Below are 18,810 nucleotides of genomic sequence, written 5' to 3' on the forward strand. Positions count from 1 at the left end.
GGCGGCTGGTCGCATTGATCGCGGCGGCCGCCCTTTTCATGGGTTCATCGTGAAAGGTGACGAACAGGTGATCGAAATACGCGATCTGAGGAAAAGCTATGGCGGCACGCCCGTGCTCAAGGGGGTCGATCTGACCATCCACGACGGGGAGATCCACGGCATCATCGGCTTGAGCGGCGCCGGCAAGTCCACGCTGCTGAAGTGCCTCAACGGTATGGAGCCGTATGATTCGGGCAGCGTGAAGGTCGAAGGCACCGAGGTCAGCGAGCGTGGGACCGGCCGGCAGGCACGCGCGTTCAAGCGGGACATCGGACTGATCTTCCAGGGCTTCTCGCTGATGCAGCGCAAGACGGTGTACGACAACATCGCGCTGCCGATGCGGCTGTGGCATTACTCCAAGGACGAGATCGACGGCAAGGTCCGCCGATACGCCAAGATCGTCGGGCTGGACGACAAGCTCGATTCACGGCCCCGGGAGCTGTCCGGCGGTCAGCAGCAGCGTGTGGCCATCGCACGTGCGCTGACCCTGGATCCCAAGACCATTCTGTGTGACGAGGCGACCTCGGCGCTTGATCCGAAGACCACGGCGTCGATCCTCACCCTGCTGCGCGAGATCAACGAGCAGAGCGGCATCGCGGTGATCCTCGTCACGCATCAGATGGAGGTCGTCAAGCGCATCTGTCAGAACGTGTCCGTACTGGAGGACGGGCGCATCACCGCTTCGGGAAGCGTGCAGGACGTGTTCGTGCATCACGCCTCGCGTCTCGGCGCCTTGCTCGAGAATCGGGAGCAGCTGGAGACCCTTCCCCATACCGGTGCCAACATCCGTATTTCGTACGGACCCGATCATGTGTACGACACCTTCCTGAGCACCATGACCCGCCAGACCGGCGTGCCGTTCTCGCTGATCTGGGCCACCACGGATAAGTACCGCGACGACGTGCTTGGCAGCGTCATCATCAACATCGCCGATTCGGACACCGAATCCATCAGGAACTATCTCAACGAACACCACGTCATCTGGGAGGAACTGTGAGCGATCAGCCCTGGGACAAAATCATCAACGACGTCATGCTCCCTGCATTGGAGTCCACGGCGTACATGGTCATCATCTCCACGGTGCTGTCCGCCGTCATCGGACTCGTGCTGGCGGTCGTGCTGGTGGTCACGGCGCCGGGGGGACTGCATCCCAACAGGATCGCCTACCGCACGCTTGACATCATCGTCAATATCCTGCGTTCGTTCCCCTTCATCATCCTCGCCGTCGCCATCATCCCGCTGACGCGGCTGATCGTCGGAACGTCCATCGGCGAAGTGGCCGCACTCGTGCCGCTGATCGCCGTGGGCGCGCCGTTCACCGCCAGGCTCTTCGAAGGAAGCCTCAAGGCCGTGGACCATGATCTCATCGTCGCGACCAGCTCGTTCGGCGCATCCACCCTGCAGGTCGTGGTCAGCGTCATGATCCCCGAGGCGATTCCCTCGATCGTCCTCAATGTCACGCTGGCCACGATCTCCATTCTGGGACTGACCGCCATGGCCGGTGCCATAGGCGCGGGCGGTCTCGGCGCCGTGGCCATCACGTACGGCTATCAGAACTTCGATGACGTGATCATGTACGGCACGGTGATCGTGCTGGTGGTGCTGGTCCAGTTGATCCAGCTGATCGGCAATCTCATCTACCGCAGGCTCAGGTGACTTGGGATGGGGAGGCAAACTCAGTTGGGCGCCGCCATCCCGGCAGCTATGACGGCGGTCGTGAAGACCCAGGCGGGTCCCGGACTGTCGTTGGAAACCGTGCCGGTGCCCGATCCCGGTCCCGGCGACGTGCTCGTCCGGATCCGGCGTGCGGCGGTCTGCGCTACGGACCGTCACATCGAGGAATGGACCTCGTGGGCGCAGGCCCGCATGCATCCGCCCATCATCATCGGGCATGAATGCTCCGGCGTGATCGTCGCGGTCGGCGGCGGCGTCCCGTCCGACCGGATCGGCGAACGCGTGGCCGTGGAAAGCCATTTCGGATGCAACGACTGTTCGCAATGCCGCGCGGGCAGGGCCCACCTGTGCGAGCGGGCACGACTGTTCGGGGCGACCGTGCCCGGCTGCTTTGCCCAGTACGCCGTGGTCCAGTCGGACAGCGCCATCGCACTGCCTGATTCGATCAGTGACGTGCAGGGGTCGGTTCTGGAGCCCATGGGCGCCGCCGTGCACGGCGTGGACGTGGCGAAGGTCCGCGGCAACGAGGTGCTCGTCGTCGGCTGCGGGCCGATCGGGCTGTTCGCCATCGCGGCCGCCCGGGCGTTCGGCGCCAACCGCATCACCGCCGTGGACCTGTACGATGCCAAGCTCGAACGCGCGCGGCTTATGGGCGCCGACGAGGTCATCAACGACGGCGGCGATGGCAGCGGCGGCAATGGCGTCGGCGATGGTGCCGAGACCTTCGGCGTCTTTGACGTGGCGATCAACTGCTGCGACGACAATCAGGCCGTACGCAAGGCCATCCGTAGTCTGCGCAAGGGCGGAAGGATCGTTTCCGTGGGACTGCCGCAGGGCGTGTTCAGTCTGGATCTTTCCGAGGAGATCCTGTATCGGGAAATCACGCTGGCGGGCACCTCCGGACGTCTGATCCCCCGTACGTGGGACCAATGCCTCGGATTGCTCTCCGACGGCTTGGACATCACTCCGGCCCTGGGCAACACCCATACGCTCGAACACATCGACCGGGCGTTCGCCGACATGCGCGCGGGCGTCCCCGGCAAGCCCCTGCTCAAGATCGAAGCGGATTAGCGGGGCTGGACTGCCGGAGGGTGGCGTGTGTTGCCGGACCGTAAGGACTTGGCCTGAGCGGCCCGGAGCGTGTCCGGGAATACACGCCACCCTCCGCCCCAGTGGTCTTCTGATTTATCGGTGATCTACCGGGCGGTGGATTCGCGTTCGATGAGCTTGTATCCCACGGTCACCGTCTGCGGATAGCGCTCCTCGTCCGGATGCTCGATGCGGTGGGTGAGCAGGGAGACCGCCGCCTGCGCCATGCTGGTGAAGTCCACGGCGATGGTGCTCAATGTCGGCACGCTGTACTGGCCGTCCGTGATGCCGTCGAAGCCGATCACGGCCACGTCCTTCGGTACGTCGACGCCGCGGTCCGCAAGACCGCGCAGCACGCCGAGAGCCAGTCCGTCGCTTGGGCAGTACAGGCCGTCGAATCCGAGGTCGTCGTCCGCCCACCGGTGCCCGGCCTCGACGCCGCCCTGACGGGACCACGGCACGCTGATCAGCGAGCGTTCGTCGTCGAAGTCGAGGCCGAGCGCCAGACACTCGTGCTTGGCCGCCAGCATGCGCACCTGCTGCGAGGCGCCGGGATCCGACTCCGGGGGAATGTCGTGCCCCACCAGTCCGATATGGCGGCAGCCCTTGTCGTACAGGTGCCGGATCGCCGCACGCGTGCCGGACTGACTCGGCGCGTTCACCTGATCGTACGGGCTGTCGATCGTGTAGTCCTCGAGCAGCACCGACGGGTGCGAGGCCAAGGCCTTCGAGGCGTGCTTGGCGTTGATGCCGATGATGCCGTCGGAAAACAGGTACGACATGTCCCGTTCGCGGCCTTGGGAGTCCACCAGATACCTGGACGATTCGATGAGCATGTGCATGCCCTGCTTGTTGAGCTCGGCGGCGAACTGCATGGCCAGACTGGAGAAGTAGGCGCCGTCGATGCCTGCGGTGAGGAAGGTGACGGTGCCGCTTCTGCCGGTTCTCAGCGACTGCGCGGAGATGTTCATGCGGTAGCCGAGCTTCTCCGCCGCGGCCACCACCTTCTGCGTGGTCTTCGGCGTCACCAGATCCATGCCGCGCAGGGCCCGGGACGCGGTGGTCGCCGTGACGCCGGCTTCCCTGGCGACGTCCTTCAGCGTGACCATACCCATGTTGCCTCCTTCGGTGTTATCGATATCATACGCTGGGACGGCGGACGGACGCCGTGGTGAAATGTCGTCCGGCTCACAATGCAAATCATGGCGAAGACTAGGCGATGACATCTTTCGTTCCTATGTTGAGAGTTGCCGCCGGAAAGGCGGACGTCGTCGGAATTCCCGATGACGGTACAAAAGAAGAAACAGAGGTAAGCAAAATGGCATTCGATAAGAAGAACTTCGTTCGTGGTCTGGCTCTGGCGAGCTTCTCCGACATGAACTACATCGACGACGAGATGGCGAAGACCATGTGCCAGATCGGTCGCGAAATGATGGAGAACAAGTGATCCCTCGGTCGGTGACGAATACGACCGATCGATAGGATCGAGATAAGGGATACGGCCAAAGGCGTCCGTATGCACCCGTCCCGGCGTGGCCGGGAACGTGGGATGAAGGTGATCTCGTCGTGGGCGACGGGATTTTTTGTATGTGCGGCATGGTGTTCGCCGCGATCGACGGCAAGCCGCACTATGGTTTCCGATACACTGGCATTGATTTTTTGAAATCGCTTTCAAAAAAATGACGCGGCGGGGCGTCTGTGCGGACGGAGTCGGTGAGCGGACCGGGCTCGCAGCATGACGCAACCGCGATACGCAGTCAACATACAGTAAAGGATGATCAATGAGGACGATTCTGCTGAAGGAGACCGTAGACGCCACCTGCGCCATCTATCGGCGAGATGATGAAACCGGTGTCGTCGAGCTGCTACTGGTGCCGGGCGACATGGCCGGAGCGGTGGTACGGGACGACTGTGCCGCCGAACCGCTGGTGCAGGCCAAGGTGATCGGCGACGACTATCCGTTCGGCTTCTCGCAGGGGCGGACCATGCGGTTCTCGAAGACCGTGGCACACATGCGGTTCGGCGATCCGCGGGTGACGCGCGGCGAATCCGGGCATGTCGGCGCATCCGGCGAGACCCGTATCACGACCCTCATCGACGACGAGCGCGGCTGGCACTACGAGCATGTGCTGGTCATGTCCGAGCGCAGCGAGGCCGTGGAGATCCACACCTCCGTGGTCAACGACGGCGCGGATCCGGTCACCTTCGAGATGCTGTCGAGCTTCACGCTCGGCTCACTCTCGCCGTTCTCCATCGGCCTCGATCCGGAGAACCTGACGCTGCATCGCATGCGCAGCACCTGGAGCGCCGAAGGCCGTCTGCTCTCCCAGCCGATCGAGGATCTGGAACTGGAGCCGAGCTGGCAGCGGTTCTCCGCCAACTCTCTGCGATTCGGCTCGATCGGCAGCTTCCCGGTTCGAGAATGGGTGCCGTTCGTCGCCGTCGAGGATTCGGCGCACGGCGTGACCTGGGCGGCGGCCACCACGCACGCCTCCAGCTGGCAGATCGAGGCCTACCGTCGCGACGACGGGCTGAGCCTGTCCGGCGGCATCGCGGACCGTGAATTCGGCCAGTGGACGAAGACCCTGCTGCCCGGGGAACGCTTCGACGCACCGAAGGCGGTGCTCGCCGTGACGTCCGGCGACGTGGACCGGGCGGCGCAGATGGTGGCCGGCAATGTGCGCCGGTACCTCGACGTGCCGCGATCCGAGGACCACCTGCCGATCATCTTCAACGAATTCTGCTCCACTTGGGGTCAGCCCACCGAGCGGAGCGTGCTCGAACAGCTTGACGCGGTCCGCGCGCTCGGCGTGGAATACTTCGTCATCGACGCCGGCTGGTTCGACGACGCGGCCTTCGAGGCGGCCAGCCGATTCGGCAAATGGCAGGTGAGCGACAAGGCGTTCCCGCACGGCATGAAGCCGGTGGTGGACGCGATTCACGACGCCGGCATGAAGGCCGGCATCTGGTTCGAATTCGAGGTGGCCGGCCGTGAGGAGCCTGACTGCTTCAACAAGGCCGAATGGCTGCTCAGACGCGACGGTCTGCCGATCACCTCCGGCAACCGCCGCTGGTGGGACATGCGCAACCCCGACGTACGCGAATACCTGGCCGGCAGGGTCATCGACTTCCTGCGCGACAACGGATTCGACTACATGAAGGTGGACTACAACGACACCATCGGCATCGGCTGTGAGACCCCGGGCCATCCCGAAACGTCGCTGGGGGAGGGGCTGTACGAGCAGATCCGGGCGTCGCAGGACTTCTTCCGGCGCATCCGACGGGAACTGCCCGACCTGATGATCGAGATCTGCGCGTCCGTCGGCCACCGTCTCGTCCAGTCGTTCATGGAGATCGGCGCGATGGCCAGCTTCTCCGACGCGCACGAATGCGACTACATCCCCGTCGTCGCCGCGAACATGCACCGTATGATCCTGCCGCGCCAGTCGCAGATCTGGGCCGTGGTCCGCGACGAGGAATCGATCGCCAAGCTGCACTACCAGATCTGCTCCGGTCTGCTCGGCCGTCTCTGCTTCTCCGGGGACGCCAACGCGTTCTCCGGCGAGAAGAACGAGGTGATCCGCCGCGGCGTGGCGTTCTACCGTGAGGCCGCGCCCGTCATCGACCACGGGATCAGCGAGTGGTTCGGCCCCCGGATCCGTAGCTACCGTCATCCGCGCGGGTGGCAGGCCATCGTACGCCGGGGGGAGCCGGGAACCGCGGCCGAGGGACGGACGCTCGTCGTTCTGCACACCTTCCACGACGTGCCCGACGCGGTGACGATCGACCTGACCGACATTCCCGGCCCGATTGACGCCGACCGTCTCGGCCAGGCGTTCCGCCGCGAAGGGATCGACGTTGCGCTCGCCGACGGCAGGCTGACCGTATCTGGTTTGACCGACTTCGACGGCGTGGCCGTGCTGCTCGGGTAGCGAGTCGCGGCGCCGTGGAAGACCCGGCACCGCAGATACGTTGAGGGCCGTACCCCGAATCGGGATACGGCCCTCATCGTTGCCGCAAGCGGCAGTGAAGTTTGGGAGAATAGCTCAGAGAATAACCGGGATCACTTCACCCCCTTGATGCCGAACACGGAGACGGCCGCGATGGACAGGACGATGAAGCCCATCGGGAACAGGCCCATGTAGCCGAAGATGCCGATCACGGCCGCGGCCAGCAGCGGGGCGAGCATCTGGCCGATGGTGCCGGCCACGTTGAGGAATGCGAGATCCTTCGCGGCGTTCTTCTGGCTCGGCAGCACGGAGGTCATCAGCGCCTGATCGAGGGCGACGAAGATGCCGCCGCCAAGACCGGACAGTGCCACGTAGATCGTGTACATCAGCGGCGTGGGGATGAAGAACGGCAGCCAGCAGGGCACGCCCACGAGGAACACGGCGATGGCGACCGGCACCTTGATGGTCTTGAGCTTGTCGGCCAGCGGGCCGGAGATCACGGCGGCGACGATGGCCATGACGAGGCTCATCGCGGCCATGAGGCTCATCCACTTGGCGGCCGCCTCGGCCGGGGTGTGCATGTAGTCGGTCAGCGTGTACAGACGGTAGGTGCCGATGCCGCCGGGCATCATGTACATGAGACGGGCGAGGGCGGCGAACCAGTAGTCACGGCCGGCGTGGCGCGGCGGCAGGAAGTTCGTGGTGAACGACTCCCACGAGAACTTCTCGCGCGGCACGCCCTTGTTCGACTTCTCCTGGCAGATCACGACGGCGAGGATCAGGGCGATGTCGGCCACGATCAGCAGGATGAACACGCCCTGGGAGACGTTGGTGATGTACAGGGAGGCCAGCGACTGCGCGCCGTTGAGGCCGATCTGCGTGGCCACGCCGAACATGGAGCTCGCCGTGCCGCGGTACTTCGGGGCGATGAGGTCGGGCATCCATGCCATGGCCGCGGCCATCACCGCGTTGTACCACACCACGTACACGTACCATGCGCCCAGCGCCACGGTGGCATCGGATGCGGTGGCGAAGATCACGAGGCAGACCGAGGCGAGGATGCCGCCTCCGACGATCCACGGGGTTCGGGCGCCGAAGCGGGTGCGCGTCATGTCGCACAGCGCGCCGCAGATGAAGCCGGCGAACACGGAGATCAGCAGGGTGATGCTGGTGGCGCTCGCCACCATGGAGACCTTCTGGTCGGGGGCGATCATCTCGATCTTCGCGGGCAGCAGCACGGCGCTGATGCCGAAGAACGGGGCGTAGAAGCCGATGGTGCCGAAGAACTGCGCGATCGATGCCCTCCATGGGAATGAGGTCTGTTCGGCGTCGCTGACCGCGGCGCTGTTCACCTTGATGTTCAAGTCATGCTCCTTTGCGATGGAACGAGTGCGGGATCGTGTCGATCCGATTCATGTCGTAACGGCTACCCATGAAGACGACGTGCGGCAGATCCGCCTGCGGCTCCCGCCACCTGTTGCGGGATGTTGCCTCTGTTGGGTAACTAGTTACATCGTTGCAATTACAATAACACAGATTGTCGAATCGCAAAATTCGGCGTGTGTGTGACGGTGACGCGGACGGGGAGGGGCACCCGTTCCCGATCGGCCCGTTCTTGCCGGATCGAAACGAATCCGTGCCGTCTGGCGTGTCAATCGGTTGTCGCCCACCATGGGGTGCGATAAGCTGAACATGGCCGAAAAACAAAGGAGTTTTCGCATGACCAGCAACGAATCCGCCACCACCGACACCCTGTTCCAGAAGCGTCTGGCCCACCATCACGACGAACTGGCCTGGCTGTTCAACGAACTGTACGACGATCCCGCGGCGCTGCAGGATCTGGAGAAGACCATGGCCGAGGCGTATACCGCCCGACCGGCCGATCTCAAGGACCTCGACGCCAGGCGCGAGGCCGATCCCGAATGGTACAAGCGCGGCAACATGTTCGGCATGACGATGTACACCGACCTGTTCGCCGGGGACCTGAAGAAGCTCGCCGAGAAGATCCCGTACCTTCAGGAGCAGAAGCTCACCTACCTGCATCTCATGCCGCTGCTGCAGATGCCGCATCCGAACAACGACGGCGGCTACGCGATCGAGGACTTCGACAACGTGGACCCGTCCCTCGGCACCAACGAGGATCTCGCCGCGCTCACCGCCAAGCTGCGCAAGGCCGGCATCAGCCTGTGCCTCGACTTCGTGATGAACCACACCGCCTCCACCCACCGCTGGGCCATGGCCGCCAAGGCGGGCGACCCCGAATACCAGGACTACTACAGCTGCTACGACGACCGCACCATCCCCGACCAGTACGATGCCGTCGTCCCGCAGGTGTTCCCCAACACCGCACCCGGCAACTTCACCTGGAGCGAGGAGATGCACAAGTGGGTGCTCACCTCGTTCTACCCGTTCCAGTGGGACCTCAACTACCGCAACCCCAAGGTGTTCATCGCCATGATGCGCAGCGTGCTGCATCTGGCGAACCTCGGCGTCGAGGTGCTGCGCATCGACGCCGTGCCGTACATCTGGAAGGAACTGGGCACGAACTGCCGCAACCTGCCGCAGGTGCACACCATCGTGCGCATGCTGCGCATGGTGTTGGAAACGGTCTGCCCGGCCGTGGTGCTCAAGGGCGAGGTGGTGATGGCCCCCAAGGAGCTGGCCGCCTACTTCGGCACCCCCGACAAGCCGGAATGCCACATGCTGTACAACGTCTCGATCATGGTGAACCTGTGGAGCGCGCTGGCCAACGGCGACACGCGTCTGCTCAAGGCGCAGATCGACGCGCTGAACGCCCTGCCCGAGAACTGCTGGTTCGTCAACTACCTGCGCTGCCATGACGACATCGGCTGGGGTCTCGACGAGGCCGAGGAGGAGCGTCTCGGCATCGACCCGCTCAAGCACAAGGAGTTCCTGTACCACTTCTACGAGGGCTGCGTGCCCGGCAGCTGGGCGATGGGCGAACTGTACAACTACGACGAGGCCAGCAAGGACGCCCGCAGCTGCGGCACCACGGCCAGCCTGTGCGGCGTGGAGCGCGCCCTGATCACCCATGACAAGCCGGCGCTCGACATGGCCATGAACCGTGACCTGCTCATGCACCGGGCGGTCTCGTTCCTGCGCGGATTCCCGATGCTCAGCTGCGGCGACGAGATCGTGCAGCTCAACGGCTGGGACTACAAGGAGGATCCGGACCGCGTGGAGGACAGCCGCAACCTGCACCGCAGCAAGTTCGACTGGGAGAAGGCCAAGCTGCGCACCAAGCCCGGCACCCTGCAGTATGAGATGTGGGAGGGTCTGGAGCAGGTGCGCGAGATGCGCGACGACCCCTGCTTCGCCCCCGAGGCGCACGTCGACACGCTTGGCGTGGGCAACGACTCGGTGCTCGCCGTCGAGCGTCAGTCCGAAGGCCGTACGCTGATCGGACTGTTCAACTTCTCCGCCGGCACGCAGAGCGCCCGGGTCCCGCTGCCCGGCGGTGGCGTGCAGGACGTCGAGCTGACCCCGTACGAACCGAGGATCATCGAGGTATGATTCCGCGGTGATCTCGCGGTGATCCGGAGGGACCGCCGGGGAACGTGATCCGGCGTCTTCGGACCGTTCTCGGATTGCCCCCGGGCCCTTCTCGGGGTCGTACGTTATGAAATCGTGCCGTCGGCATGGAGATTGACCTCCCCTCCGTGCCGACGGCATTGTCATGTCAGCGTCATTGTCATGTCAGTGGCATTGCCATGTCCGATGACCGGTCGATCCCCATGCCATCCGTCCCATGCCGTCTGGGCCCATGCCGTCTGGCCCATGTTATCCGTCCCATGCCGTTCCGTCCGATTCGCCCCATATAGGCGACGCGTATTTGAGGGGCCTTCGCCGCGATCCTATGGTGTGAACCGCAATCCGGAAGCATTCGCAACACGGAAGGAGAACGGCATGATGGCACGGAACGAAGCGGAAAACCCGACGGAGGAGATCGTGGCGGCGTCGGACGAACGGGAACATGCGATGTACGAGCGGTTCCTCGGCATCGACGACGATCTGGAGAAGCGCCTGTACCTCATGGGCGTGTGCCGGGAGGGTCCGCATCTGTTCTACCGCGGCATGGCCCGCCACCTGACCGAATACATGCCGATCGTCTACGCGCCCACCGTCGCCCGGTCGATCATGGAATACGACCGGCACTACACCTCGTCCGATGTGGCGTACGTCTCCATCGACCATCCCGAACTCATCAAGGACGCGCTGCGCAAGTACGCCGGGGATCGCCGGATCGAACTGATCGTCGCCACCGACGGCGAAGGCATCCTTGGCATCGGCGATTGGGGCGCTCAGGGCGCGGAGATCCTCACCGGCAAGCTCGCAGTCTACACGGCCGCCGCCGGCATCGATCCGTCGCACGTCCTGCCGGTGATGATCGACGCCGGCACGAACCGTACGGAGCTCCTCGACAACCCGCGGTACGTGGGCAATCGCTTCCCCCGCGTGCGCGGCGAACGCTACGACCGGTTCATCGACACGTTCGTCCACGACTGCCTCGGCCTGTATCCGCACGCCCTACTGCACTGGGAGGACTTCGGCAGGCCCACCGCCGCGCCGATCCTGGAACGCTACCGCCATGATCTGCTCACGCTGAACGACGACATCCAGGGCACCGGCGTCACCGTATTGGCCGCCCTCGTCTCCGCCCGACGCATCGCCGGCACGTCTCCCGCCGACACGCGGATCCTGGTCTTCGGCGCGGGAACGGCCGGCGTCGGCATCGCCGATCAGCTGGTCGACGATCTCATCGCCCGCGGAGGCCTGGGCCGTGACGAGGCCGTCGCCCGCGTGGCGCTGGTGGACCGGTACGGGCTGGTCTATGACGATCAGGACGGACTGACCGACGGACAGCGCCGGTACGCCCGACGTCGCGGCGAATTCCCTGGTCTCGACGATCCGACCGATCTGGCCGACGTCGTGGAGGCGTTCCGGCCGACCGTGCTGATCGGCACATCCACGCGGGCCGGGGCGTTCGACGAACGGGTGGTCAGGGCCATGGCAAGGCATACGGACCGGCCGCTGATCTGCCCGATCTCGAACCCCACGGAACTGGCCGAAGCCAAGGCCGCCGACGTGATCCGCTGGTCCGAAGGCCGGGCGCTCGTCATCACCGGCACGCCGTCCGCGCCGGTGGAGTACGACGGCGTGACTCATCGCATCGGTCAGGGCAATAACGCGCTGATGTATCCCGGCATCTGCTTCGGTGCGATCGTCGGCAAGGCCCGGCGCATCAGCGACGGCATGCTGCTCGCCGCCGCCTACGCGATCTCCGACATGATCGATACGGACGACCCCGGTGCGGCCGTGCTGCCGCCGGTGAGCGAACTGCCCGAGATCTCCCGTCGCGTCGCCGTCGCCGTGGCCCGGCAGGCCGTGGTCGAAGGGTTGAACCGCGAACCGGTGCCCGACGTCGAAGCGGCGGTGGAGGCGAACATCTGGAGGCCGTGACCTTACCCGGCGGCGTGCGCCATGCCGAGGGGTACCGGGGATACACTGGGCCGTAACAGAATCAATCGGCATCCGGCACCTGACTCCGGGCGGACGCAAGCGAGGCGGGCATGGCATCCATCGACAACATCCGTGATCTGGAACTGTTCCAGCTGGTGGCGGAGTTGGGCAGCTTCACCGGTGCGGCCGCTGCCGCCGGCGTCACGCAACCCACCGTCTCGCAGGCGGTGAAGCGTCTCGAACGGCGGTTGGGGGCCACGCTGGTGGAGCGTCGGCGGTTCGGCGCCGGGGGAGAGGCCCGCCTCACCCGCGCCGGTCTTGTGCTGGTTCGGCATACGGCCGCCATCCTCTCCGAGATCGAAAGCATCCCCGCGGATCTGGCCGCGGCCGGCGTCGGTGACGTCGGTGGCGTCGGTTCGGATGTTGCCCGGTATCACGTCGGTCTGCCGCCGATCATCGCGGCGTACCTGCTCGGCTGCGACTCCATAGACTCGCTGACCGACGTGCTCTCCAGCCGGCTCGGCGGCGACGTGGCCGTGCAGTCGGTCGGATCGGGGACGCTGCGTCATCGGATCGAACGGCATGCGGTGGATTTTGGGGCCGTCGCCTCCGTCGACCGGAATCCCACGTTCGGCGATGCCCGGGCCTTCCGCATTGCCTCGTTCCCGTTCGTATTCGTGCGATCTCGGGTGAACGGCGTGCCTGCCGCCGGTGGGGCGATGGCTGCTGGGGCGGCTGTGGCTGTCGGTAGCGGTGCGGCTTCATTTGGGGGTGGTGCGGCGTCGGTGTCGACGTCGGCGTCGGCGTTCGCGGGGGCCGACGCGATCGATCTCAACGACGATCGTCTGATGGCGGGACTGCGGTTCGTCACGCTCACCGACGAGTTCGTGCATTCCAAGGCGGCCAATGAGTTCGTGCGCAGTCACGTCGATCCGACCCGCATCATCGAGGTGGCCGACGTGGAGACGATGAAGTCGATCATCGCCTCGGGGATCGCGGTCGGGATCATGGCCTCCGTGGCGGTCGAAGGCGATCCGCGCTTCACGGTGATGCCCGTGCGGGGCGCGACCCTGCCGACCTTCGACGTCTACGTCTTCGACGACGTCGTCGAATCCGAGGATGTGCGGACGCATGCGGCCATGCAGGCGTTCCTCAATCTCGTCGGCTCCCGACGCGGCTGAGTGGAATTGCGGTAGGGCGGTGGGGTGTGTGGAGTGGTGGAAAGCGATGCGGAGACATGCGGCCATGCAGGCGAATATTGAAAAAGCCGGAACCCATACGGATCCCGGCTTCCTTCGCTCCTGCGGCTGGGCTTGAACCAGCGACCGTCCGATTAACAGTCGGATGCTCTGCCAACTGAGCTACGCAGGAATGCGTTGCCGTGCAGGCGTTGCGTCATGCACAAGACATAAATAATACATACGCGGCGTCATGACGCAAATCCTCCGCGTGTCGCGCCGATGCGCATGGGTTTGGCAATGCCGTTGCCGCGTACCTACGGTCCAAAAACCCCGAAATCTGGAATTTGAGGTGCCTTAGGGTCGTTTTCGCGTTGAACAACGACCCTAAGGCACCGTAATTGCGGAGGAATGTGGGTCATAGGCGCAGGATCGTGCCGGAGCCGCTGCCGGAGCCGCCGGAATCGTCGCCGATGACCGCCGCCCTCGGCTCACAGCGCCAGAAGGTGCTGATGCCGGCATCGCGCAGGAACGCGCGGTCGTGCGAAACGACGATCACCGTGCCGGGGAACGCGGCCAGTGCGCGGGCCAGTGCCTGCCGCGAATGCAGATCCAGGTGGTTCGTCGGCTCGTCGAGCATGATGAGATGCGGATGACGTCTGGCACCCAGACACAGCAGCAACTTGCGCAGTTCGCCGGGGGAGGGGCTGCCTCCGGCCAGCAGACGGTCGGGATCGGCGTTGAGCTGGGCGTAGGCGCTGAGCACTGCGGACCGATCCGCGGCGGACAGTGAAGCCAGCTCCCGCATGGCCTCCCGTGCATTGGCGTCCGTGGTGTTCTGCGCGATCGACAGCGTCGGGATTGCCGGTTGCGCGGCACGGAGTCGGCTCAGCAATATCCGGCACAACGTCGATTTGCCCGTGCCGTTGTCGCCTATGAGGCCGATGCGGTCGTGCGGGCCCACACTGAGCTCGGGGATCGTCAAGCCCATCATTGCGGCATCCACTGCAGTATCCATTGCGGCATCCACTGGGGAATCCGATGCCGGGCCGGTTGCCACGCCGGTTGCCGCGTCGGTTGTCATACCGGTTGCCGCGTCGGTTGCCATACCGCTTGCGGCTCCGGCGGCGACCACGGAGTCGGAGCCATACCGGATCACGCCGGCGTCCAGGTGTATCAGTTCCGTGCGATGACTGGCCTCGGCATCCATCCAGATGTCGCCGTCATAGCGTTTCGCCGCGGTCACGATGGATGCCGTACGCCGTTTCGCCGCGTCCCGCTGGGCGGCAATGCGTGCGCTCGCCGCTCCCGCGCTGCCGTCGGTGCTCAGCGACTTATGCAATTTCAGCAGATTGCGGGCGTCATGGTCCTTCCGGTTCATGGCGGCACCTACGGCATGTGCTCGCGTGGACGCCAACGCCGCCTCATGCCTGCGCCGTGCCGTCACGGCCTCCAGCCGGGCCGCCTCGTGACGGGCCTGATGCAGCGCGGCATCCGATGAACGCCGGTCATGCTCGGCGGAAGCGGCGGCCTGACGGTAGTTGCCCGGACGGGTCCTCACCGCGGTGACGTTGCGGCCACGGACGTGATCCCGTTCGAAGAACACGCATCGCTCGGCCAGCGCATCGATGAAACCGACGTCATGCGAGACGACGATGCCGATGCCGGTGAAATCCCGCAATGCGGCGACGATGCGGCCGTTCGTGGCCTCATCCACATGGTTCGTGGGTTCGTCAAGCATCAGGACGTCGGGACGCGTGGCCAGAGCGCAGGCGATCTGCAGTCGTTTGGCCTCGCCGCCGGAAAGTTCCTCGTACCGCCATGGCCAGTCGTCGCCGATGTCGAGATCGCGGCGGATCCGCATCGTCTCCGGAGACCAGTCCGCGGCGAAATCCTCGAGATTGTCCGGTCGCTCATCGGTGTTCTGTGGACAGTATCCGATGATCAGAGTAGCGGGGGAGGGCGCCGTCGATCCGCTGTCCGGCCGCAGCGTTCCCATGGCGATGCGCAGCAGCGTGGTCTTGCCGATGCCGTTGTCGCCGAGCACGGCCGTCCATCCGCGTGGAAACGTCACCGAGACGTCCTCGAAAAGCGGCTCCGCGGCTTCCGGCGGGGTGTAGGTGATGTGGGTGAGTGTGAGTGTTGATATGGACATGATGGTTCTCCTTGGCGATTCCGCTGAAGGCACGCGACTGCTGAAAGCGCGCGACGGTGCTGATGACATACGACGATGTATGCGGATCATACGGAGCATGACGTCATGCCGGCGATGATGCCGTGGATGGCATTGCCTTCAGGGCGTGAATAGTCGTGATCGCCGATGCGATGGAACGGCAAGGGGGGGGCGACAGGCCACAGAGGAGACGATAGCCAGCATGACGCGACATGACGAGGGCATGACGGCTATCGTTGGCCGTCACACGCTGTATGGTCCGCTGTCTATCGGGAAATCAATTCGAGAAAACTCCTTCGTGCGGATTCCCTGGCATATCGGGAATCCGGTGATCAAACGGAAACGAGCATACCACCCGAATCCTTCCCATACAACACTCATACATCAGCGTTTCGATGACCATATGGGTTTTGTGGTTTCCATGGAGCGTTTGGAGGATATCGAGGCTGGAACCTGACGAGTTTTCATGGATCCGACGACGAGGCTTCGGAGAAAAAGCCACAAAACTCGATACCTGAGCGGGCACGGGACTAGTTCAGACGATAACGGCAAGCGAAATGGCCCGTTCATTCGGCAGAGCGAATGAACGGGCCATCGGCTATCTTGCGGCTACCCTGATCAACAGCATTGTTGAAATTTCAACGATGCTCAGGGCAATCCGTCAGATGTGGTAGTAGAGCTCGTACTCGAGCGGGGTCGGGGCCAGACGGGCCTGATCGATTTCACCGCGCTTGAGGTCGATCCAGGTCTCGATGAGGTCCTCGGTGAAGACGTCGCCGGCGGAGAGGAAGTCGTGATCCTCTTCCAGGGCGTCCATGGCCTCGGCCAAGGAGCTCGGCACCTGCTTGATGCCGGCGTGCTCTTCCGGAGGCAGCTCGTAGAGGTCCTTGTCCACCGGCTCCGGGGGCTCGATGTGGTTCAGGATGCCGTCGAGGCCGGCCATCAGCTGGGCGGAGAAGGCCAGGAACGGGTTGCAGGACGGATCCGGGGCGCGGAACTCGATGCGCTTGGAAGCGGGGGAGGTGCCGGCCAGCGGGATACGGATGGCGGCCGAACGGTTACGGGCGGAGTACACGAGGTTGACAGGAGCCTCGAAGCCCGGAACCAGACGGTGGTAGGAGTTCAGCGACGGGTTGGTGAAGGCAAGCACGGAGGAGGAGTGCTTGATCAGACCGCCGATGTACCAGCGAGCGAGGTCGGACAGACCGCCGTAGCCCTGCTCATCGTAGAACAGCGGCTTGCCGTCCTTCCACAGGGACTGGTGGCAGTGCATGCCGGTGCCGTTGTCGCCTGCGATCGGCTTCGGCATGAAGGTCACGGACTTGCCGTTGAGGAAGGCGGTCTCGTGAACGACGTACTTGTACTTCATCAGGTCGTCGCCGGCGTGCTGCAGGGTGTTGAAGCGGTAGTTGATCTCCTGCTGGCCAGCGCCGCCGACCTCGTGGTGGGAGCGCTCGAGCTGCAGGCCGACCTTCTGCAGGTTGGCGACCATGTCGTCGCGCAGGTCCTGGTAGTGGTCGATCGGCGGAACCGGGAAGTAGCCGCGCTTGACGCGGTTCTTGAAGCCCAGGTTCGGGGTGCCGTCGTCCTCGGTGTCAACGCCGGAGTTCCACGGAGCCTCGATGGAGTCCACCTCGTAGAAGGAGCGCTGCATGGAGTTCTCGAAGCGCACCTTGTCGAAGATGAAGAACTCGGCCTCAGGAGCGAAGGAGGCGGTGTCGGCGATGCCGGTGGACTTCAGGTAGGCCTCGGCCTTGGCGGCCACCTGACGGGGGTCGCGGGAGTAGGGCTCATCGGTCAGCGGGTCGACGATGGAGAACGCCACGTTCAGGGTCTTGTGCTTGCGGAACGGGTCGATGTAGGCGGTGGTCACGTCCGGGACCAGCTTCATATCGGACTCGTTGATGGCCTGGAAGCCCTGGACGGAGGAACCGTCGAACGGCATGCCGTCGGTGAAGGCGTTGTCGGTGAACTCGCTGGCGGGCACGGTGAAATGCTGCTGAACGCCGATGAGGTCGGTGAAACGGACGGAGACGTACTCGACGCCTTCCTTGTTGATCATCGCTTCGACTTCTTCAGGCGTGTGGGCGAAAATCTTATTCTCTGCCACGATCGCTCCTTTATTCGTGAGAACTTACGGATAACAGTCTAAAAGTGCGCGTTTCGCGTGGTCGTCGTTTGGGTTACGAGAATGTTTCGTAATTGCGAAGTCGGTCGTGTCTGGCGGGAAACGGCGGCGGACCGGCAACGAAAACGGCTCCGCACCGGGAACAGTGCGGAGCCGTGGTATCGCTATGTGAGATGAGCGCCTGAAATGAACGCCGAATCCGATCAATCAGGCGATCGATCACTTGCCGCGCATCGCGCGACGGCTGATCTTCATCTTGCTCGGGTCCATGCCCTTCGGAATGCCCATGGTGGACTTGGCCTGCAGGGTCTGCAGACGGTCGTTGAGCTGCTCCAGCTCGTACTTGGTGAGCTTGACCTTCTGACGAACGACCGTCTTCTGCAGCTTGTTCAGCGGCACCTGCTTGGGACCGTCGCCCACGCTGATGCGGTGGATCGGGATGTCGGAGCCGCGGGTGATGCGCTGGATGCGGGTCTCCTCGCGGTTCATGGCCTTCATCACGCGGCCGTAGTCGCCTTCGCCGACGAGGTAGATGCCGGTGCGGCCCGAACCGCGCCAGATCGCGTCCTTGGTCTTGGCGTCCACCCAGATCGGCTCCTGCGGGAAGCTGAAGCCGCCCTTGGTGATGTTGTTCAGGATCGCGCCGGTGGCGCCGGGCTTGCCTTCGAGCTGGCGGAAGCCGACCTTGTCGGCGCGGCGGGTGAGGACGGTGGTGCCCAGCAGCAGGCCGATCATCACGGCCAGCACCATGGTCAGGATCCAGTTGAGCCAGCCGAACTTGAAGACGGCGCAGACGATCACGCCCACGATGATCGGTACGATGATGGCGCCCGCGATCAGGAACGGCAGCTGCTTGTCGTCCTGGGCGGTGAACTGGTAGATCTGCTTGATCTGGCTGAACGTGCTCTGCTTCTTCGGCTTCTTCTTTTCTTCTGCCATGATGTCCTTTACGTAATGTCCTTATGTCTCGTTGTGTCTCGTGAAACGAAGGTGCTGGAGAATAGTGTACTTGACTTTCTGCCAAGCGCGACAGGCCGTCGAACGATTACCGGGTTGGTTGCCGAGTTGATTACCGGGTTGGCTGCCGGGCGGTCGGCG

14 protein-coding genes and 1 tRNA gene are annotated in these 18,810 nt (G+C 64.2%); 9 read left to right on the top strand and 6 right to left on the bottom strand.

Annotated elements, in window-relative coordinates:
• Positions 1–67: 67 nt before the first annotated feature.
• From CSQ87_RS05780 to CSQ87_RS05790, 3 genes are read left to right on the top strand one after another with little or no spacing between them, the layout of a single operon-like run.
• Positions 68–1,036 (top strand): methionine ABC transporter ATP-binding protein, encoded by a 969-nt coding sequence (locus CSQ87_RS05780; protein WP_100512933.1) that lies wholly within the window; start codon positions 68–70, stop codon positions 1,034–1,036.
• Positions 1,033–1,695: a methionine ABC transporter permease gene (locus tag CSQ87_RS05785; protein WP_207761105.1), complete on the top strand. Its 663-nt coding sequence runs from the start codon at positions 1,033–1,035 to the stop codon at positions 1,693–1,695. The genes CSQ87_RS05780 and CSQ87_RS05785 overlap by 4 nt, the downstream gene beginning before the upstream one ends.
• A 6-nt stretch (positions 1,696–1,701) precedes the next feature.
• Positions 1,702–2,784, top strand: a complete 1,083-nt coding sequence (locus CSQ87_RS05790; RefSeq protein ID WP_100512934.1) for an alcohol dehydrogenase catalytic domain-containing protein — start codon at positions 1,702–1,704, stop codon at positions 2,782–2,784.
• A gap of 125 nt (positions 2,785–2,909) precedes the next feature.
• Here the strand turns inward: CSQ87_RS05790 and CSQ87_RS05795 are convergent, their stop codons facing one another.
• A complete protein-coding gene (locus CSQ87_RS05795) occupies positions 2,910–3,917 on the bottom strand; it encodes a LacI family DNA-binding transcriptional regulator (RefSeq protein WP_240541950.1) in 1,008 nt (335 codons plus the stop codon).
• 203 nt (positions 3,918–4,120) lie between these two features.
• Here CSQ87_RS05795 and CSQ87_RS11225 point away from each other — a divergent pair, with 203 nt between their 5' ends.
• Together CSQ87_RS11225 and CSQ87_RS05800 are read left to right on the top strand one after the other, a co-directional pair.
• A complete protein-coding gene (locus tag CSQ87_RS11225; protein WP_276310767.1) occupies positions 4,121–4,249 on the top strand; it encodes a hypothetical protein in 129 nt (42 codons plus the stop codon).
• 334 nt (positions 4,250–4,583) lie between these two features.
• Positions 4,584–6,734, top strand: a complete 2,151-nt coding sequence (locus CSQ87_RS05800) for a glycoside hydrolase family 36 protein (protein WP_100512935.1) — start codon at positions 4,584–4,586, stop codon at positions 6,732–6,734.
• Between the two features lie 131 nt (positions 6,735–6,865).
• Here CSQ87_RS05800 and CSQ87_RS05805 read toward each other — a convergent pair whose 3' ends face one another.
• Positions 6,866–8,116 carry an MFS transporter gene (locus tag CSQ87_RS05805; RefSeq protein ID WP_100512936.1) on the bottom strand — a complete coding sequence of 417 codons (1,251 nt, stop codon included), beginning with the start codon at positions 8,114–8,116 and terminating at the stop codon, positions 6,866–6,868.
• 355 nt (positions 8,117–8,471) lie between these two features.
• Here CSQ87_RS05805 and CSQ87_RS05810 point away from each other — a divergent pair, with 355 nt between their 5' ends.
• The 3 genes from CSQ87_RS05810 (at position 8,472) to CSQ87_RS05820 (ending at position 13,414) form a co-directional block, all read left to right on the top strand.
• Entirely contained in the window at positions 8,472–10,286 is a 1,815-nt protein-coding gene (locus tag CSQ87_RS05810; protein ID WP_100512937.1) for an alpha-amylase family protein, read from the top strand.
• A gap of 393 nt (positions 10,287–10,679) precedes the next feature.
• Positions 10,680–12,233 (top strand): NAD-dependent malic enzyme, encoded by a 1,554-nt coding sequence (locus CSQ87_RS05815; protein WP_100512938.1) that lies wholly within the window; start codon positions 10,680–10,682, stop codon positions 12,231–12,233.
• Between the two features lie 110 nt (positions 12,234–12,343).
• Positions 12,344–13,414, top strand: coding sequence for a LysR family transcriptional regulator (locus CSQ87_RS05820; protein ID WP_100512939.1), 1,071 nt, complete (start codon positions 12,344–12,346; stop codon positions 13,412–13,414).
• A 117-nt stretch (positions 13,415–13,531) separates the two neighbouring features.
• Here the strand turns inward: CSQ87_RS05820 and CSQ87_RS05825 are convergent.
• Together CSQ87_RS05825 and CSQ87_RS11130 are read right to left on the bottom strand one after the other, a co-directional pair.
• Positions 13,532–13,604, bottom strand: a tRNA-Asn gene (locus CSQ87_RS05825).
• Between the two features lie 225 nt (positions 13,605–13,829).
• A complete protein-coding gene (locus CSQ87_RS11130) occupies positions 13,830–15,566 on the bottom strand; it encodes an ATP-binding cassette domain-containing protein (protein WP_165776758.1) in 1,737 nt (578 codons plus the stop codon).
• A 220-nt stretch (positions 15,567–15,786) separates the two neighbouring features.
• Here CSQ87_RS11130 and CSQ87_RS10780 point away from each other — a divergent pair, with 220 nt between their 5' ends.
• On the top strand, positions 15,787–16,041 hold the full coding sequence (locus CSQ87_RS10780; protein WP_133122354.1) for a hypothetical protein: 255 nt from the start codon (positions 15,787–15,789) through the stop codon (positions 16,039–16,041).
• Positions 16,042–16,245: 204 nt separating this feature from the next.
• Here CSQ87_RS10780 and glnA read toward each other — a convergent pair whose 3' ends face one another.
• Together glnA and CSQ87_RS05840 are read right to left on the bottom strand one after the other, a co-directional pair.
• Positions 16,246–17,694, bottom strand: coding sequence for a type I glutamate--ammonia ligase (gene glnA, locus CSQ87_RS05835; RefSeq protein ID WP_279324843.1), 1,449 nt, complete (start codon positions 17,692–17,694; stop codon positions 16,246–16,248).
• 237 nt (positions 17,695–17,931) lie between these two features.
• The gene (locus CSQ87_RS05840; protein WP_100512941.1) at positions 17,932–18,651 is read right to left on the bottom strand and encodes a DUF4191 domain-containing protein; all 720 of its coding nucleotides are present in this window, start codon (positions 18,649–18,651) and stop codon (positions 17,932–17,934) included.
• Between the last annotated feature and the right edge of the window lie 159 nt (positions 18,652–18,810).

It is taken from the genome of Bifidobacterium simiarum (assembly GCF_002802905.1).
GTDB lineage: Bacteria > Actinomycetota > Actinomycetes > Actinomycetales > Bifidobacteriaceae > Galliscardovia > Galliscardovia simiarum.

What these genes read in the sequence shown, in the direction of transcription:
- CSQ87_RS10780 (WP_133122354.1), top strand. Translation starts at nt 15,787, where the DNA reads ATGACGCGACATGACGAGGGCATGACGGCTATCGTTGGCCGTCACACG.
- CSQ87_RS11225 (WP_276310767.1), top strand. Translation starts at nt 4,121, where the DNA reads ATGGCATTCGATAAGAAGAACTTCGTTCGTGGTCTGGCTCTGGCGAGC.
- CSQ87_RS05800 (WP_100512935.1), top strand. Translation starts at nt 4,584, where the DNA reads ATGAGGACGATTCTGCTGAAGGAGACCGTAGACGCCACCTGCGCCATC.
- CSQ87_RS05840 (WP_100512941.1), bottom strand. Translation starts at nt 18,651, where the DNA reads ATGGCAGAAGAAAAGAAGAAGCCGAAGAAGCAGAGCACGTTCAGCCAG.
- CSQ87_RS05790 (WP_100512934.1), top strand. Translation starts at nt 1,702, where the DNA reads ATGGGGAGGCAAACTCAGTTGGGCGCCGCCATCCCGGCAGCTATGACG.
- CSQ87_RS05820 (WP_100512939.1), top strand. Translation starts at nt 12,344, where the DNA reads ATGGCATCCATCGACAACATCCGTGATCTGGAACTGTTCCAGCTGGTG.
- CSQ87_RS05815 (WP_100512938.1), top strand. Translation starts at nt 10,680, where the DNA reads ATGATGGCACGGAACGAAGCGGAAAACCCGACGGAGGAGATCGTGGCG.
- CSQ87_RS11130 (WP_165776758.1), bottom strand. Translation starts at nt 15,566, where the DNA reads ATGTCCATATCAACACTCACACTCACCCACATCACCTACACCCCGCCG.
- CSQ87_RS05810 (WP_100512937.1), top strand. Translation starts at nt 8,472, where the DNA reads ATGACCAGCAACGAATCCGCCACCACCGACACCCTGTTCCAGAAGCGT.
- CSQ87_RS05795 (WP_240541950.1), bottom strand. Translation starts at nt 3,917, where the DNA reads ATGGGTATGGTCACGCTGAAGGACGTCGCCAGGGAAGCCGGCGTCACG.